The 17,091-nt window shown below is 50.4% G+C and carries 17 protein-coding genes; 8 read left to right on the top strand and 9 right to left on the bottom strand.

Annotated elements, in window-relative coordinates:
• From cysE to ACNA05_RS09645, 3 genes are all read left to right on the top strand, one after another.
• Nucleotides 1–1,045: serine O-acetyltransferase (cysE, locus tag ACNA05_RS09655; RefSeq protein WP_415811263.1), on the top strand; the 1,045-nt coding region annotated here is incomplete at its 5' end.
• Nucleotides 1,042–1,254, top strand: a complete 213-nt coding sequence (locus ACNA05_RS09650; protein ID WP_415811262.1) for a DUF3126 family protein — start codon at nt 1,042–1,044, stop codon at nt 1,252–1,254. The genes cysE and ACNA05_RS09650, both read left to right, overlap by 4 nt.
• Nucleotides 1,254–1,775, top strand: coding sequence for a gamma carbonic anhydrase family protein (locus ACNA05_RS09645; RefSeq protein ID WP_415811261.1), 522 nt, complete (start codon nt 1,254–1,256; stop codon nt 1,773–1,775). Before ACNA05_RS09650 ends, ACNA05_RS09645 begins: the two co-directional genes overlap by 1 nt.
• A 20-nt stretch (nt 1,776–1,795) precedes the next feature.
• On the opposite strand, the gene ACNA05_RS09640 is transcribed toward ACNA05_RS09645, so the two are convergent.
• Entirely contained in the window at nt 1,796–2,407 is a 612-nt protein-coding gene (locus ACNA05_RS09640; protein WP_415811260.1) for a hypothetical protein, read from the bottom strand.
• Between the two features lie 134 nt (nt 2,408–2,541).
• Between ACNA05_RS09640 and ACNA05_RS09635 the strand changes: the two genes are divergently transcribed.
• Nucleotides 2,542–3,231 carry a rhomboid family intramembrane serine protease gene (locus tag ACNA05_RS09635; protein ID WP_415811259.1) on the top strand — a complete coding sequence of 230 codons (690 nt, stop codon included), beginning with the start codon at nt 2,542–2,544 and terminating at the stop codon, nt 3,229–3,231.
• On the opposite strand, the gene ACNA05_RS09630 is transcribed toward ACNA05_RS09635, so the two are convergent.
• The 3 genes from ACNA05_RS09630 to ACNA05_RS09620 all read right to left on the bottom strand — a co-directional run bounded on the left by ACNA05_RS09630 (nt 3,220) and on the right by ACNA05_RS09620 (nt 6,683).
• Nucleotides 3,220–4,365: a hypothetical protein gene (locus tag ACNA05_RS09630; protein ID WP_415811258.1), complete on the bottom strand. Its 1,146-nt coding sequence runs from the start codon at nt 4,363–4,365 to the stop codon at nt 3,220–3,222. The genes ACNA05_RS09635 and ACNA05_RS09630 overlap by 12 nt on opposite strands.
• Nucleotides 4,366–4,703: 338 nt before the next feature.
• A complete protein-coding gene (locus ACNA05_RS09625; RefSeq protein WP_415811257.1) occupies nt 4,704–5,705 on the bottom strand; it encodes a patatin-like phospholipase family protein in 1,002 nt (333 codons plus the stop codon).
• Nucleotides 5,706–5,720: 15 nt separating this feature from the next.
• A complete protein-coding gene (locus ACNA05_RS09620; protein WP_415811256.1) occupies nt 5,721–6,683 on the bottom strand; it encodes an alpha/beta fold hydrolase in 963 nt (320 codons plus the stop codon).
• A 180-nt stretch (nt 6,684–6,863) separates the two neighbouring features.
• On the opposite strand from ACNA05_RS09620, the gene rpsU reads away from it, so the two are divergent.
• On the top strand, nt 6,864–7,097 hold the full coding sequence (gene rpsU, locus ACNA05_RS09615; protein WP_415811255.1) for a 30S ribosomal protein S21: 234 nt from the start codon (nt 6,864–6,866) through the stop codon (nt 7,095–7,097).
• A gap of 181 nt (nt 7,098–7,278) precedes the next feature.
• The gene (locus ACNA05_RS09610) at nt 7,279–8,700 is read left to right on the top strand and encodes a phospholipase D family protein (RefSeq protein ID WP_415811254.1); all 1,422 of its coding nucleotides are present in this window, start codon (nt 7,279–7,281) and stop codon (nt 8,698–8,700) included.
• Nucleotides 8,701–9,049: 349 nt separating this feature from the next.
• Here ACNA05_RS09610 and ACNA05_RS09605 read toward each other — a convergent pair whose 3' ends face one another.
• Nucleotides 9,050–10,072 (bottom strand): aspartate-semialdehyde dehydrogenase, encoded by a 1,023-nt coding sequence (locus tag ACNA05_RS09605; protein WP_415811253.1) that lies wholly within the window; start codon nt 10,070–10,072, stop codon nt 9,050–9,052.
• A gap of 90 nt (nt 10,073–10,162) precedes the next feature.
• Nucleotides 10,163–10,531: a hypothetical protein gene (locus ACNA05_RS09600; protein WP_415811252.1), complete on the bottom strand. Its 369-nt coding sequence runs from the start codon at nt 10,529–10,531 to the stop codon at nt 10,163–10,165.
• Between the two features lie 14 nt (nt 10,532–10,545).
• Here ACNA05_RS09600 and ACNA05_RS09595 point away from each other — a divergent pair, with 14 nt between their 5' ends.
• On the top strand, nt 10,546–11,031 hold the full coding sequence (locus tag ACNA05_RS09595) for a hypothetical protein (RefSeq protein ID WP_415811251.1): 486 nt from the start codon (nt 10,546–10,548) through the stop codon (nt 11,029–11,031).
• A complete protein-coding gene (locus ACNA05_RS09590; RefSeq protein ID WP_415811250.1) occupies nt 11,012–11,512 on the top strand; it encodes a hypothetical protein in 501 nt (166 codons plus the stop codon). The genes ACNA05_RS09595 and ACNA05_RS09590 overlap by 20 nt, the downstream gene beginning before the upstream one ends.
• 8 nt (nt 11,513–11,520) lie before the next feature.
• Here the strand turns inward: ACNA05_RS09590 and ACNA05_RS09585 are convergent, their stop codons facing one another.
• From ACNA05_RS09585 to ACNA05_RS09575, 3 genes are all read right to left on the bottom strand, one after another.
• Entirely contained in the window at nt 11,521–12,213 is a 693-nt protein-coding gene (locus ACNA05_RS09585) for a DUF2799 domain-containing protein (RefSeq protein WP_415811249.1), read from the bottom strand.
• A 149-nt stretch (nt 12,214–12,362) separates the two neighbouring features.
• The gene (locus ACNA05_RS09580) at nt 12,363–15,551 is read right to left on the bottom strand and encodes an amidohydrolase family protein (protein WP_415811248.1); all 3,189 of its coding nucleotides are present in this window, start codon (nt 15,549–15,551) and stop codon (nt 12,363–12,365) included.
• A gap of 162 nt (nt 15,552–15,713) precedes the next feature.
• The gene (locus ACNA05_RS09575; RefSeq protein WP_415811247.1) at nt 15,714–17,090 is read right to left on the bottom strand and encodes a M28 family peptidase; all 1,377 of its coding nucleotides are present in this window, start codon (nt 17,088–17,090) and stop codon (nt 15,714–15,716) included.
• Nucleotide 17,091 lies beyond the last annotated feature (1 nt).

The raw sequence follows: 17,091 nt of genomic DNA, 5'->3' as shown, positions 1-17,091 counted from the left end.
TGCCCCCAAAAGGATCCCGGCTCAAGGCCGGGATGACAAAGGCCAAGAAAATGAGGGGAAACCATACGCCTCCCGCGCGCCGCCCCGCATCCGAGGCTCCCCAAATATCACCCTCCGCCAAGCGCCCCTTGGCGGAGCGCTTTCGCGTGCAAACAAAACCCAACGGATTATTTATTTGGCTTTTGCCGCTCGCGCCCCTATCTCTTCTTTGAACCGAAAGGACCCTGCCATGGCGAATATCAATCTGGCCTCCGAAACTGCAGCCGATCAATGTGTCTGGTCTCTGATGAAACAAGAGGCGGCCGCTTACGCTGTAAAAGAGACTGCGCTTTCTTCATTCCTTCATGCCACCATCTTGGACCAAACCAGTCTGGACGGAGCCATGGTCAATCATTTATCGGAAAAGCTTGCGACAGCAGATTTCTCTGCTTTGAAGCTCAGACAGGTTTTATCCGAAGCTATTTCTACAGATTCGACTCTTATTGATTTTGCCGCAAAAGACCTTTTGGCCGTCAAAGAACGTGACCCGGCTTGCCATTCTTACCTCCAGTGCTTCCTGTATTTTAAAGGCTATATGGCCATTCAAACGCACCGTTTTGCCCATGCGCTCTATATTTCGGGACGAGACCTTTTGGCCTTTCATTTACAAAACCGATGCTCCGAACTTTTCAGTGTTGACATTAATCCGGCGGCTGTAATTGGCCACGGGATAATGCTTGATCACGCGACGGGCTTTGTTATGGGCGAGACCGCTCGAATTGGAAATGACTGCTCTGTTCTACAAGGCGTTACTTTAGGCGGAACAGGCAAATCCGACGAAGACCGTCACCCAAAAGTGGGAGACCGCGTTTTGGTCGGTGCCAATGCGAGCATATTGGGTAATATTCGAATTGGACATGGGGCGAAGATTGCTGCCGGGTCGGTCGTTTTAAAACCCGTGGAAGACAATTGTACAGTAGCGGGCGTGCCTGCCAAACCCGTGGGCGGCCCTTGCTGCGGCAACCCCGCCCAGACTATGGATCAAACTCTTGGAGAAGAAAAATGACTCCCGAACAAATTACCTCCGTCCGCAACTATCTTTGTAAACGGCTCGGCACTGAGAATATCACAATCAAGCCTCGCAAAGTCTCTGACAGCGTCGAAGTCTATTTAGATCAAGAAATTCTCGGACTGCTTTATATTGATGACGAAGATAAGGACGATATTTCTTACGATCTGAATATCTCTATTCTGCAACAGGATCTGCAAACCTGATGAGCGTCTATTCACTGGACGATATCACACCTGATCTTGCTGACGATGTCTGGGTGGCTGAGTCGGCCACCGTCGTTGGGAACGTCATTATGGCGTCCGGAAGTTCCGCTTGGTTCGGAACAGTTATCCGCGGCGATAATGACCCCATTAAAATTGGCGCCCGCACCAATATACAGGACAATTCTGTTTTGCATTCTGACCCGGGTTCCCCCTTGGTTATAGGTGAGGATGTTACAGTCGGGCATCAGGCTATGCTGCATGGCTGCACGATTGGCGATAATTCGCTTGTGGGGATTGGGGCGACGATCCTGAACGGAGCCAAAATTGGCAAGAACTGCCTTATCGGGGCGCATGCTCTGGTGACAGAGAACAAAGTCATTCCTGATAATTCGGTGGTAATGGGATCGCCCGGCAAAGTCGTCAAAAACGTGCCGGAGGCTCAAGAAACTATGTTGAAAGCCAGTGCGGAATATTACGTAAAAAACGCGCAGCGGTTTAAAAAAGGCTTGAAGAAGGTTTAGGCGGTTATCGGGAGAGGGGGTTAAGCCCCGTCCGCGGCAGATTTAATATTCTTGCGGCTCTGAGACGTTTCTTTCCACATTGATTTAAGAGTTTCATCAACGCCTTCGCCCAAATTGAACCAGCCGGCGCTATTGGAGAAGCTGTCATGAATGAACAGGCGATCGGCTTCTTTCAAATTCCGGCTAAGACACTCGCGCACAAATCGAATATCCGTCGTCGTCGACAAGACCCAGGCACTCTGGGTAATTTGCTGGCATCGCCCCATTTGGGTCAGAACAATGTTAAATTCGGGCAGAGCTTCGGCCCGGATATCTCCCATAATAAGGTAGACTGTTGGCAGAGGCTGGCCTCCAAAACGCTTGGCTTTTACCGACTGAGACCACATTTCAAATTCCGGCCGTTCGGACGCCAGCTCGTAAGGACCGTCCCATTTATCGGCAATAAGAGTTTGCGGACCGACCCTGTTTTCTTCGACATATTGTTCCATCATTTCGCGCGAGAAGGGGCCGTAAACCGTGTTTTCCACTTTAACGAAATATTTTGCGGGTTTGGCGGTTACGCTGCCGAAAGGCTCGGGGAAAGACTGAAAACCGTCAGACGGAGAATGAACAATGTTTGGCGGGTAAGTCATGAGGCTTTTATGAATCCGATTCTGTCATTTCGCCAAATGAAACTTATATCATTATTGCAGACAGATAAGATGGTTTTGGCCCTGAGAGTGTTTACGGCCCGGCCACACCAACAGGTAAAAGAAAGTGTGATGACGTGACGGAAAATTTCAATCCAAACCGAAAATCGAGAGAGCCGTTTTTCAACTTTACGGAACCGCTCCCCGCTTATACGGCAGGCATATTGATTGCGCTATTTCTGGCGCTGCAATTCATTCCGGCTCTGTGGCGGGTTATGGGACCTTTGGTAATATTGCGGCCCCTTGGGTTTCAAGGCACCTCTTTACCGGAACAGCTTTTCACGCTCTTGGGCCACGGGGCGGCGCATGGGTCATTCACTCATGTTCTGATGAATGCGGGGATGATTTCTGTTTTGGGCGTCGCGACGGTTAAGGGCGCGCGGCTGAAGGCTATCTCTGCAGGGCGGAGCCGTTCGGCCAAGCTGTCTTTCCTTACGATCTTCTTCTTTGGAATTATCACAGGGGGGCTAGCGCAATGGCTGTATTGGTTCGTTGTGAGCGCGCCGCTCGGTATTAACGCCCCGGCGGCCGTGGGCGCATCGGGCGGAGCTTCCGCGCTGCTTGCCGTGGCGGGCTGGGCCATCGGCGGTAAAGATCAAATGATGAAATTTGGATTTGGCTGGGCCGCGATAAATCTCATTATGGTTTTAGTTGGCCCTTACATGGGGTTGTCTCTTGCCTGGGCGGCTCACCTCGGGGGCTTCATTGGCGGAATGATTTTGGCGGCCCCGCTCGTCAAGCCAAGCAGTACGGGGCTAGGACTTTGAAGGCGGGGCAATCCCGGATAGTCCGGTAAGGATTAAAAAGGTGAGGCCAAATACCATTAAGCTCTCAATTGTAAAAATGGAATTTTGGAGGAGAAGAACAGTCTGAGCACCAAGAGCAGAAAAGCCCAAATAAAGAGGTAGGTTTTGGCGTTGCCGCAATCCTTTGAGACTCAGGGATAGGGCCGCAAAGGTGCCAAAGGCGCCCAGGATCAGACCCGTGGTCGGAACCTTAGGCAAGCCAACAGCCGCAAATATATTTTGCAGGCTACCCGGATAAAAAGCCAGAAAGGGAATAACTCCGAATGCGAGTGTAACGAGGGAAATAGAGAGAATATTTTGCCGGTCATGTTTATGGCGAGAGAGACCGCTCGCAAAAATACAGGCGAGCGCGCAGCAGATTCCAACACTCCAGGGCGTGGACGTATAGGCAGACTTTCCAACACCGCTTAGAATATTGGCCTCGGTGTTAAGGTGGAAATTTTGTAAAAACAAAAAGGCAATGAACCCGACTATCCAGCCGCAGACAATAAAAGCTGTCGCTCCGAACGCCTCCTCGTCCAAAGCGGCTTTGCCGAGTTGGTATAGCGCGGCGGCGGTTACAAATACGAAAGAAGATATAGCAAGTGATGAAAGCCCGGAGCCGGAAAGCCAAAGCCCGCCCCAACAGCCAAGTAGAATGAGGGCTAAACCTAACACTCCGCGCGACGACACCCGCCCAGCCAGACCCATATATCCAAACAGGCTTGCGGTCAGCAGCGCTCCCTCTGTGGAGGTGAGCGTCTCGGGTGAAATGGCAGAAAAAGAATGGAGCCAAAAAAGGATGATTAAAGACAGACCTCCCATAAGAGCCGGTAAGCGCGTTATGGTGAAATAAGATAGTGCTAACCCTAAGCCGCCCGCCAGCAACGCCGCGTGACTGAAGCTCTCCAATTCAAGGACGGCGAGAATGCTAATTGCGAGCCAAGGCGCGAGAGCCGTCATCTCTGACACGCGCCAGGATTGTTTGACTTTCAGCACAGCCAATCCGCTAAAAACTAACACGGAAAAGGCGGAACCGAAAATGAAAGTGGGAAAGGCAAAAAGAGAAAGCCCGAAAGTGAAAAGCGATATGATCAAACCCGAATAGGTAATCATTTCGAATCCGGCTATAAAGGTGGCGGATTTAGTTTCTTCGTCATCAGCGAAAGGTTTCGGGCGAGCAAATTCTCTCTTTACAATTCTTGTGGTAGAGGAGGTGAAATAGGGGGTGTTTCTTATAGGACCGGAGCGAAACGAATGAGAATTTAATCTAGCTGCGGCCCCCTTAGCGAAGCCAAAACCCAAGACAGCCCGTGGCTCAGGATTATTGTCATTTGCGATTTCGATTCTATTGTCGAACTTCATGTAAAGGTGGTAGCTAATTAACCATGCTTGTCACAAGTACTCTCTTTTTACGCGAACTAAAAATGAACCACTCAATCAATAAAAAAAGATTAGGCTTTGCTGTCTTGAGGGGCTGCAGCGGAAGGCATTTGCCCAAGCACGTCCATAACCGAGGTGATGAGAGGTATCTCATGCTGCATAGCCCGGTAGCCTCGCTCGATGAGTTCGTCTGCGCGAGTAAATTCCATCATGCCGATATGGCCGATCCGAGGCGCAACAAAAACATCGGGTGGGTCGCCTGATAAACGGGAGCGCGAGATACGGTCCATAACAATGTTCAGAGTGCCCATCATCACCGACCCCATTTTCGGGCTGTTCCCGGGTTTTACATCTCCAAGCATGGATTTGAGTAGCAGCCGGTCTGGGCGTAACTTGTTCAAAGACTGGGTGGCTAACTCTAGAGGATCTGCATCTTCAATATCGGCGTCCTCTTCAAACTGTATTTCATGGCTTGTGCCTATTGGCCCAAAGGCGTCGCCATTCAGACTTACGGCAATCACCATGTGAGCTCCTAAAGCTCGGCAGGTCGATACGGGCACTGGATTAACCAAGGCGCCGTCGATCATAAAACGTTGATCGACTTTGACAGGTTCAAAGGCGCCGGGTAGGGCATAGGAGGCACGGACGGCCGGAACAATCAGCCCTTTTTGAAGCCAAACTTCATAACCCGTTCTCAGGTCACAAGAGACAGTCGCAAATTTCCGGTCAAGATCCTCAATCTTCATATCGCCAAAATAGTGCCTAAGCACGCGAGCGAGTCGTTCCCCGCGCATTAAGCCTGACCCTCCTAAACGAAGATCCATATAGCCCATCATTTTTCGCCTATTCAGGGAGCGGGCCCAGTCTTCCAATACGTCAAGGTTTCCGGCTAAATATGCGGCCCCGACTACGGCCCCGACGGAGGTGCCGGCAATGATGTCTGGCCGTATTCCAGCTTCTATTAGCGCACGGATAGCTCCGATATGAGCCCACCCCCGAGCGACACCTCCGCCGAGAGCCAGACCAAGAGGAGGACGTTTTGCAATACCGTCAGAAGAAGTTTCAAGACGCATAAAGCATCCCTAAGTCTATGCCTTTGTCGGGGCAAGCCCCAGCCAATCGATAATCGCTTTATTAATGCCATCTGGGTTATCCCACATCGCCCAATGTCCGCAATTTGGAATAATCTTTCGAGTCAGGTTCGGGACGATTTCGGGCATATGATCCGTAGAACTCGGGGGCAGCAGGAGGTCGTCTTCCGGGCTCAACATTAGAGCTGGGTGGAACACTTTTTCTGACATAGCTTTCGCCAATTCCCAATTATGTGTTGTATTGCGATAAAGTGACATGCCGCCATGAAAGCCGCTATGTTTGTATGCGCGGGTATAAACATTTCGGTCTTTGTCCGACATAACTGGCCCGGGCAAGTCGGGCGCGCCTTGGAGGAGGTAAGTGGCAAAGTTTTTGGGTATATAGGTGAACTTCTTATCCATTTCCTGGCCGCGCGGGGTTGTCCGAAACATGAGACGGAAGAAAGCGTCAGGGTCGCGGGCGAACAGACTTTCTATTTCTTCAGGACGATGATTGAATTCTATGAAATAATGGTCTTCGCCAAAGCGTTTTCGGAATATTTTTAGAGGGTCGACAGGGGCGTGTTTTACGTGGGGCGTACAAATTGAGACAATGCGCTGAATTCTATCAGCGATCATTCGGGCGGCGTGCCAAAGTATGATCCCGCCCCAATCATGACCAATGAGCGTTACTTTTTCAGAAGTTTGAGAATTTATTACCGCCTCAAGGTCGGCGACCATTTGTTCTATCGCATAATGTTCTACGCCGCGCGGGGTGTCCGAGGCCCCGAAACCGCGAAGATCATAAGTTACGACACGATATCCCGCCTCGACGAGCGGAGGAATGGTAGTCTTCCAGCTATAGGCAAGTTCGGGCCAGCCATGGATCAGAATCACTACGGGACCGCCTAGCGGGCCGTCGACATAGGTCGCAATTCTAAGTCCGTCAGATTTGATAAAAGAGGGGTTTTGAAAGTCCATAGACTTAGTTTGGCGCAGTTTTTGCGCAAAAACGACCTTTTTCTGGCATTTATGGCAAATAACAGTGTGAAATTTTCTTGAATTCGTCCGTTTGGACCGTTAAACAGGCGGAAGATTTATACGAGCCTCGCACTCGCGGCGGGGCTTTTCACTTTTAAACTAGAAATGAGTTGACCTGATATGGTTGAAATCTACGTCCGTCAAAATAATGTGGACCAAGCCCTCCGCGCGTTGAAGAAGAAGCTTCAGAATGAAGGTATCCTTCGTGAAATGAAAGCGCGCAAGCATTACGAAAAGCCGTCCGAAAAACGTGTCCGTGAACAAGCAGAAGCCGTTCGCCGCGCCCGGAAATTGGCCCGTAAACGCGCCCAAATCGAAGGCTTGCTTCCATCCAAAAAACCTCGTCGCCGTTAAGCGTCGCCGCCGAAAGGAATAGGTTTACTGACAAGATTTCTAAGACCGTCCGAAAGGACGGTTTTTTTATGCGGTGAGAGCAAGGTGGTTCGGAACCGAATGAAATTTGCTCACGCCGTTAACTCTTTAAGTTTGATATCCTTCACCTGATTCGTAAGGCTGATAGAGTGAAACGCCAAATATGAGACATCTAAAAAAGTCCGCCGCCTCACTGCTTTTAGGTTTAATCACATCTTTTGCGGCTTACCACAGCTACAAACCTCTACCTGAAGGACTGGCCCATTCCGGTATGAAATTTCCATCCGAGGAAGTTGAGTTTCTCGGGGACAATTCGTGGATTACAGAGACTGGGGCCAGAGAACTTGATCAAGAAATTTTCGATGCAATTTTTGAGCTCATCGACGGCGCGCGAGAGCTTATTGTCATCGACATGTTTTTGTTTAATGATTTCCAAGGGCCAGAGCCAGAGACCCACCGGCTTCTATCTTTTGAGTTAACCTCTGCCTTGATAACGCAGAAATCAGCTTATCCCGATATTGAGATTGTCGTGATTACTGACCCTCTTAACACCGTTTATGGGGGATTTGAGTCAGAGTATTTTCAAAGGTTGCGCCAAGCGGGTATAAAAGTCGTGAAGACAGATCTTACCCGCTTACGTGATAGCAATCCGGCTTACTCATGGTTTTGGCGACTTTTCATTCAACACTTCGGAAATAGTCCGGGAGGTTTTTTTCCAAACCCCTTAGGTGAGGGTAAAGTGACAGCGCGCAGCTACTTTGAAATGGCCAATTTCAAAGCCAATCACCGAAAGACGGTTATCGCTGATACGCAAGACGGATATGCTGGTATTGTCACATCTGCAAATCCTCATGACGGGAGTAGCGCCCACCGAAACATCGCAATACGCTTTAGCGGTAACGCCGTCATAGATTTGCTGAAAACTGAAAACGCAGCTTTATCAATGTCAGGGCAGGCGCCTATTTCGTTGCCGCCATCAATGCCCTCACAAAAAACAAATTTATCCGTTCAAATTCTTACAGAGCGCGCAATTAAAGCGTCTGTCTTAGAACACTTGAATGCGACTGGGGCAGGCGATCAAATCGATCTGATGATGTTCTACTTATCGGACAAAGATATTATTGATGCTTTAGTCGCGGCCAATAATCGCGGAGCGAATGTGCGGATTTTGTTGGACCCCAATAAAGATGCTTTTGGCCATGAAAAGAATGGTGTTCCTAATCGTCCCGTAGCTTCTATCCTTCATAATCACGGATTGAGTATAAGGTGGGCGAATGTGGACGGAGAACAGTCCCACAGCAAAATACTTCTGATTACACGTAAACAGGGAGACGCGGTCATCATTGCCGGGTCTGCCAATTATACGCGCCGGAATTTGAAAAATTTGAATATGGAAACAAATATTGCCGTCACAGGGTCGCCTCAGACTGACTTTATAAGAGAGGCGAAGGCTTATTTTGATACCTCATGGACGAATAAAGAAGGGCGAGCTTATAGCCTGCCTTATAGCGCCTATGCCGACGACAGTCTCTTGCTGCGCCTGAAGTCCAGTTTTATGGAGTTGAGTGGGATCAGTACCTTTTAATACCCGAAAAGAAATACTGGGGCGCTCATTTCCATGATTTGAGAGGCAATATAGCACTATTCACTAATGCATTCCGTTATGGACTTAAAATCTCTAATATTTGAGAGGGCCAGTGAATTACTAATTTCATGTTTAAGATTGTTTTAGGAACACTAGCTTTGTTCAAGAAGAAAGCTCCAAAGTTGTTCTGGTGACTAACTCAATAGCATTTGTGCTAGGAAACAATTGCGTGAAGTTGCCAATACTATATCGCCAACTTACGGAGCAGAGTGCGACCTTACTTAATCAGAAGACAAAAATAAGGGCAGAGAGAAATCTCTGCCCTTTGAGCATTTTAAAGAATAGAGTTCTAATCATTCCGAGGCAATTGTCTGTTCGCAAGTAACTCCGCGATCTGAACCGTATTCAGCGCAGCGCCTTTGCGGAGGTTATCAGAGACAACCCACATGTTCAGGGTGTTTTCCTGAGTGCTGTCTTCTCGGATGCGGGAGACGAAAGTGGCGTATTCGCCGACGCATTCGACAGGCGTGATATAACCGCCATCTTCCTGTTTATCGAAGACCATCATGCCGGGGCTGGTCCGCAGCAGTTCGCGGGCTTCGTCCGCTGTGATTTCGTCTTCAAATTCAATATTGAGTGATTCTGCATGGCCGACAAAGGTCGGGACGCGGACACAGGTGGCTGTCACTTTAACTTTCGGATCAAGAATTTTCTTGGTCTCGGCCTTCATCTTCCATTCTTCTTTGGTGTCGCCGCCGTCCATAAAGACGTCAATATGTGGGATGACGTTGAAGGCGATCTGTTTTGTGAAATTCACCGGGTCAAACTGATCGTTGGAATAGATGCCTTTGGTCTGTAGCCAAAGCTCATCCATATTCTTTTTGCCGCCGCCGGAAACAGATTGATAGGTTGAGACAACAACACGCTTAATTTTTGCGCGGTCATGTAGCGGCTTGAGGGCAACGACCATCTGAATTGTCGAACAATTCGGATTGGCGATAATCATTTTCTTTTTGTATCCGTCAACGGCGTCGGCGTTTACTTCCGGCACGACGAGGGGGACGTCCGGATCCATACGCCAGGCGCTGGAATTGTCGATAACGACGGCTCCGGCCGCGGCAATTTTTGGAGACCATTTTTTGGAAATATCGCCGCCCGCGCTCATTAGAGCCATATCCACTTTTTTGAAATCAAAAGTCTCCAAGTCAACGCATTTAATATAGCCGTCGCCATAGGTCACTTCGCGGCCGACTGAGCGGCGTGAGGCCACGGCATAGACTTTCTCAATATCAAGATCACTCTCGGACAGAATGGCGAGCATTTCGGTGCCTACATTTCCTGTGGCTCCGACGACGGCGATGCGATAACCCATGGCTATTCTCCTATTGAGGGCTTCCAATTTTGAAAGCGGTCTTGAAACAAACGGGTGGTCTCTAGGGTAAGCGCCCTCTTGGGGCAAGTCCTATCCGCGTTTACGCATCCGTAAATAGACGGCGAGCGCAATGAGGGCGACAAACCCTAACCCGACCAGTTCCATCTTTGAGAAGGGACCCAACCAGGGCTCGACCCAATCGGCCATGCCTGCGCCGCCGCCAATCGGCGCGCCGTTTATCGCAATCGCGCCCAGTAAAATGGCGAGGAGGGCGGTAAATCCTGCTATTGCAAATATGCCAGCGTAGAAACGTTGATCGCCCCTTGCTTGTGCCTGTCGGCGCATTTGAGATTTTTGATAGCGAGAGAGGCGACGTTGACGGGGCTCCCGTGAGGCGCGGGCGTCTGGGTCAGCCTGTTTAGGAGAAGAGTCATTTGAAGAAGGAGGCGTCTCGGTCATAACTGCACCTTAACATGGATCTGATTAAATCCTATGGTAAGCCTGAGTCCATGCGCAGATGGTATTTAGCAGCCCTGTTTCCTCTGGTTCCTATGTTTGCTCTAGCGCAGGATAATTACCTTCCCGATCCAGAAACAGATACTCCTATGAACGAAGCCGAAGTTCGGGAGACCTTCTCCGGTAAGACCCACCGCGGAGTTTATAGTGTCATGAGCGAAGGGTTGGACGGACGTAATTTCGAGGAATGGACGTCGGTAACAGGGCAGCTATTACATAGGACGCCAAACCGTCTTGATAAGGGGACTTGGACGCAAAAAGGGCAGCAAATCTGTTACGATTACGTTTCAGAAGATTTTAGTGCGGGGTGTTTTTCGTTTTATCGACGTGGCAATTGCATTTATCATTACCAAGAAACAATAGAAGGCGTGAAGAATAATGCATTTACGGCTGTCAGCGTCATAAAGGGGGAGGAGCCGAGTTGTGAGCCGCCTATGTCATAACTTTGTCGTTTCAATTGAGATTACCTTCTTTCTCTTACTCCTTATTTGGTTCAGTTTTCCTACTATGGCTTCGGCGCAAAGTCAGAAAACAGATGTTCGTCCGCACGCACTACGTCTCAGCGGCGAAGAAATCAGGGCCGAGTTTTCAGGGCGAACGCACGAAGGGGCATATAATTTCAATGCGTTCGGACAGGCGGGAAATAGCTATGTCGAAACACATCTGAAAGACGGTAGCGCGCTTTACAAGGAACAAGACTTTGCCAATCGAGGCGTCTGGTTTGTTAGCGACGAGACCCTGTGTTTTGTCTATGAGGGCGATATGATGGGCGGTGGGTGTTTCCGCGTTTATAAAGTTGAAAATTGCTATTATTTTTACAGCGATCAATTCGAAGAACGCTCGGACGAACTCGACCGCGATTATTGGACCGCGCGGTCAGTTCAGCAAAATGAAACCCCGCAATGCGAGGCTGCAATTAGTTGATGTGGCTTCTAGATATCTGATTCAGTTAGGGCGTTGAGACGTTCAAAGACGCGAATGTCGATTTTCATCTCTTCCAACTCTTCCTCAATTCGTTTTGCTTTTTTACGTAATCGCCGGATGTCACCATCTGAAATGTTTTCTTTCTTCATATTCTGGCGCGTCCCGGTCAAGGCGTTTTGCCTACGGATATATCGATCCACCATCTGATCACGCTCTGCGTATAGCGTGTAAGAAGCGCGGCCTTCCTCATAGCCTGCAAAATACCCATCATCCGGCACGGTGCGGCAGAGGTCTGCTTCGGACAGGGCTGAAACTCCGTGATTATAACCGGTGTCAAAACTACAATAACCCGTCAGACCCTGTTCATAGCCGATGAAATAATCGCTCTCAGGAAAAGCTTGGCATTTTGACTGCACGCTGTTCCCCTCAGAGCCTCGCCCAAAACCTCTGTCATAACTGCAATAGAGTTGAAGACCTTGGTCATACCCTCTCAAATAGGCTGACCTATCCGGGCTGACGGAAAACTTTGAGCAGGTTGTGTTGTAGTCAGCGAGGCGAGCTTGCGATTTGCCATTTTCGCCGTCGCGAAAGCCTATATCTTCCCATCCTCCGGCGAGGCATTCGTCTTCGGAAATTGTCGCGCAAGACGACAAGGCCAAAGCACTTACTGCCAGACAAGATGCGTAAAGAATCTTTTTCATACTACCCTCCATTTTTAAAGCGTTTTAACGGAGGAATTTTGAACGGGCAATGTGTAGCCCGTTCAAATCAGGTTCATGTCGGCTGTAACGATGCAGCCGTGACCTTGTTTAGACATGCTAGGCCTGAAAGTTATAATCAGGCCTAATAACTATTTTTCCCACCAGTAGGGTTGGCGTTTTTTATCCCCGGTCACAACCTCATTCATGGTGTCAGCTTCGTATAACCGTCCACCAATCATGACGTGCTCAATTCCGTCCGTATGACGAATATCTTCGAGCGGGTCGTTTTCTAATATGACGAGGTCTGCGAGCTTACCCGTTTCAAGGGAGCCTATGTCGTCGGAGAAACCGAGATGTTCGGCAGGCTGCGTCGTGGCCGTGGAGAGCGCTTCTAACGGGCTCATACCGCCTCTAGCAAAGCTCCACATCTCCCAATGCGCGGCCAAGCCTTCACGCTGTCCGTGAGCGCCGATCCCGACGAGTACGCCGGCGTCAGAAAGTTGCTTTGCCGTCGAGGCGGATGAAGCATCCGCATAATCTTCCACCGGCGCCGTCACGACGCGCTTGGACCGCGCTTGAAGGGCCGCAGGCGGTACGTGTTCTGACAGAATAGGGTGCTCAGAAACATCACCTTCCTGATAGAAGAACCGCTCACCACTTGGTCCGCCATACGTCACGACGAGTGTTGGAACATAGGCCACATTGGTCTGACCGAACATCTGAATGACATCATCATACAAAAATTCTTGCGGCAAATTATGTTCAAGCGAGGTATTCCCGTCTTGAACAATCGCCATATCCATATGGAAGAGCGAGCCGCCCTCAGCGACAACGATCATATCGTTTTCCCGGGCGGCATCAACGACTTGCTGGCGTTGTTCCCGGCGGGGCTGGTTATAGTTTTTCACACCATGCGCGCCTTGTTTCTTCAAGCGGGACACGTGCTCAAGAGCATCCTCTTCAGATTCAATATTCGCAAAGAAACCAGGAGCTTTTGCGCCGTAAATTACTTCTCCGGTTGAATAAATGCGCGGGGCAAGCAATTTGCCTGCTCGTTGCAACTCAGAGGCCGGGAAAATCGTGTCCGCACTGCTGGACGGATCGAAAATGGTAGTGACACCTAATGCCAAAGTCGCAATCGTCTCCCAGTTTTGCTGCGGGACGAGGTCTCCGACGCCTTGAGGGCCATGCGCGTGGGCATCAATAAAGCCAGGCACAATTGTTTTCCCTTGCAGATCTACAGAAGTGACGCCGTCGGGGATTGTAATATCTTGGCCGATTTGCTTGATCCGGTCGCCTTCAATCAGGATGGTACCATTTTCAATAATGCCGCCGTCTTTATCAGACATCGTAATAATCTTGGCCCCAGTCAAAGCCACGCTACCTTGAGGAACATCCTTGCTGACTTTGCGAGCCAGAGTGGTAACGGCCTTTGGCCGTTCAGGTTGTTCGTCGGCTTGTGGGTCGGCGCTGTAAAGCGTTGGGCCAACTGTCCAATAAATTTTACCAGAGTTTGTCCAGCTCGGGTAAGTCGCGCCGCTATAGCTAAGTTTAGTGACGGGAAGGGCCGTAGCACTGATGCCGCCATCAACATTTTGCGGGCCTGTCAGGAGCGGCATCGTATAAAGGTTATAGTTCTCGCGGAAGGCCACTGTCTCTCCATCAAAAGAAACGTGAAAGCTTTGCGCCATTGTCGAGCTGGTATGTGTGCGGGCGTCGTGGCCAAGCAAGTTGACGCTGACGAGGGCGTTTTTATCCCCCTCATTTTTAGTCATGAAGAGGCGCAGATCGTCTGAGCCGAAATGAGGCATGGAGCCGGATTTGGAGACTCGAACCGCTTCGCCGCCGTCTAAATCCTGCACGTAAATGCCTTGGCCAACAGACCATTCAGGCGCCGTTAAATTGCCGCCGCCCTGCTTCTCATAGGTCAGATAATCGCCTTGGGGTGAGAGAGCAGGGTTGGCGTAATGGCCTGGCTTGCTTGTGTGCGTCGCGACATTTCCACTGGCAAGATCAACCGTATGGATCGCGCCAAGGTCAGCGTCGTCCCATGTAGCGAACACGACTGTTTTGCCATCGCGAGAAAAGCGCGGGTGTAGTTCTTTTAAGTCGTCCGGAAGCTTTGTTAGCCGTTCTTCTTTTCCGCCAGAAGCTGATTTTTTATATAATTTTCCAAGGCTCTCGAAAATAACCGTTCTACCATTTGGTGAGACTTGAACGAAACGCGGCATGTGCGTCGTGAAAGTATCAGGGGCAACTTCGACTTTGGGCCGGTGGGCCGTACGAATTTCGCGCGTGTCTTTAACGCTGAAATCAATGTGCTCAATATCGCCCGTTTCGACAGTCAGTTTGTGAATTTGACCGCGTGCCCAAAAAAAGAGGTCTTTGGAATCAGGGCTCCAATCCATATTTGGATAAACCCCGTGAACGGCCCAAGTTTCCTGCATATCGCGATCTAGGTGATCAAAGATTTCTCGTTCCTCGCCGCTTTCCAAATCTTTGACGAAGAGGCGTGTTTCAGCGTTGACGCGTTTAACAAAGGCCAAATGTTTTCCATCAGGGGACGGCGTTGGACGCACGGCTCCGCCATATCCGCCTGCGGCGACAGACGTTTCTCCGCTTTCCATGTCATACTCTTTTATCTGAAAAAGCTCAGTGTGGGAGTCTTGGGCGTATTCAAAGATTGGCCCGGGAGTGACATTCTGACTATAATAAAGGCCGCTTCCATCAGGGGTGAACATAGGTTCGCCCAATTCTTTTTGATGAGCTTCAGACGGTCGTTCGACAAGCTGCACGCCGGAGCCGCCTTTCGTGCTGTAAAGCCAGATTTCGCCGACACCGAGGGAGCGTGAAGTTGTGAAATGTTTGCGCCCGGCGATGAAATTTCCGCTCGGGTGCCAAGTGGGATTGTTCAGCAAACGAAAGCTTTCATCCGTCACCTGCTCCATGTCAGAGCCGTCAATATCCATCGTCCAGATATTATCTCCGCCCGCGCGGTCAGAGATGAAAGCCAGGCGTTGACCATCCGGGGAGAAACGAGGCTGCATTTCCCACGCCATGCCCGAGGCGATATTGGTCGCTTTCCCGCCGGTGACTGGCATAGTGTAAATGTCGCCGAGTAGGTCAAAGGCGATAGTTTTGCCGTCGGGCGAGACATCAAGGCTCATCCAAGTGCCTTCTGTCACATCAATGTCGATTGTCTTTTTGGGCCCTGGAGGGTTCATGACGTCCCATTTCGGCTTGTCTTCTTTTGTCTGCGCGTCCTCAGAGTGCGCATAGGCAAGAGAGGATAGTGAAAGCGCGGCAATGGAGACGAGGAGGGATGTTTTGAACGACATAAAAGGCCTTTTTCTGAATTGGATTGTAGCTAACGATATTTGAGACGAAAAATCATACCTTTTCGCCCTTGAGGGAATAATAAAACGAAACTTTTTGGCCCTCCCGCGCGAACTTTGGTTTTCAGTTAGGCGCGCGGAATGACAATGTTAGTTTTGGCGCGCTTAAAACCTACCAGCAGCACCCGGAAAGACGACAGGGGTTTCGCTACCGTCTTTGGCAACCGCGCTGACGCCGAAAAAGTAATTGTCGATGACGAGATTTTCGAACGTCCATTCATTGACTTTCCCGACGAAGCGGGAATGTGTCCATTCCGGTTCTGTTGTCAGGCGCCAGTGAACGCGATAGCCAGCCAAGTTCGACGCTTTGGGCGGCGTTTCCCATTCGAGCTTGGCAGAAGGTTCCACTGCGCCAGAGGCTTCGACATTGGCAGGGAAGGGAGGAGCGCCCGCCATTCCCGCCATCGTAATAGCGTTTAGCGCTGTGAGCTTTGCCGCATAGGTTTCGTCCACGCCGTCCATGGTATCGCCATAGGTGACGCCATCTTCTGTCCGAAGGTCCTGATGCTGACGGTCATAATGCTCGTGCGTTTCCATGATACGGACACCGGGAATGCCAACCATGTTGAAGGGGCGGTGGTGGCCGCCGCGGCCAAAACGATCCAGACGATATATCATCATGACGTTTAGGTTCGTCATATATTGGTCGGCTTGAGACTTGACGTAACGCGCTAGGTTCCTTGACGGGCTATCGACTTCGCCGCCTGTGAAGCGGCGCGTGCGGGCCTCTTCCTCGGTTTCATTGGCACGTGTGCCTTCGGAGAAAACGCGGGCCGTGGAGTTGTCGGTAACGCCATCAACGCCTGTAATGTTTGAGATCATATCATTGTTGAGAACGCCTTTGATTTCCCAGCCTTGATTAAGTGCATGCTGGGCGACAATTTTTCCGCCGAACAACCCCTGTTCCTCTCCGGATAGTCCGGCATAAATGATAGAGCCTGCAAATTTTTGTTTTGATAGAACTCGGGCGGCTTCGAGGGTTCCGGCCATACCCGATGCGTTATCATTGGCGCCGGGACTGTCGGAGGTGCCGTTTAGTGGGTCAGTCACGCGGCTGTCTATATCCCCGCTCATCATGACGTAACGGTTTGGGTCTATTGTGCCTTTTTGTATGGCGAGGACGCTGACGACTTCGGTTGGTTCGGGAATGCGGGTTTCGCCTTCAATTGTGTCGGAGACATACATCACCTCCAGGCATCCGCCGCAGTTAGCGGAGATTTTCTCGAACTCTTCAAAAATCCAGCGCCGCGCCGCGCCGATGCCGCGTGTATCGCTTTCTGTTTCTGACAGAGTATGACGGGTTCCAAAATCGACCAGAGTCTGAATATCCGAGCGAATCCGCTCCGGTGACGGCGCCGTCGCAATCTCGTAAATACCCTCTACTGCTGAAGGCGGCGCTTTGGCGGCGTCGTCATGGGCCTGTGCAGGCCAAGCAAGCATAAGGGCAGATGCCCCGAAAAGGAGGGATTTAATAGCTGTCATA

The organism is Litorimonas haliclonae, assembly GCF_965138505.1.
GTDB lineage: Bacteria > Pseudomonadota > Alphaproteobacteria > Caulobacterales > Maricaulaceae > Litorimonas > Litorimonas haliclonae.
This window is presented reverse-complemented; position numbering and strand designations above follow the sequence as displayed.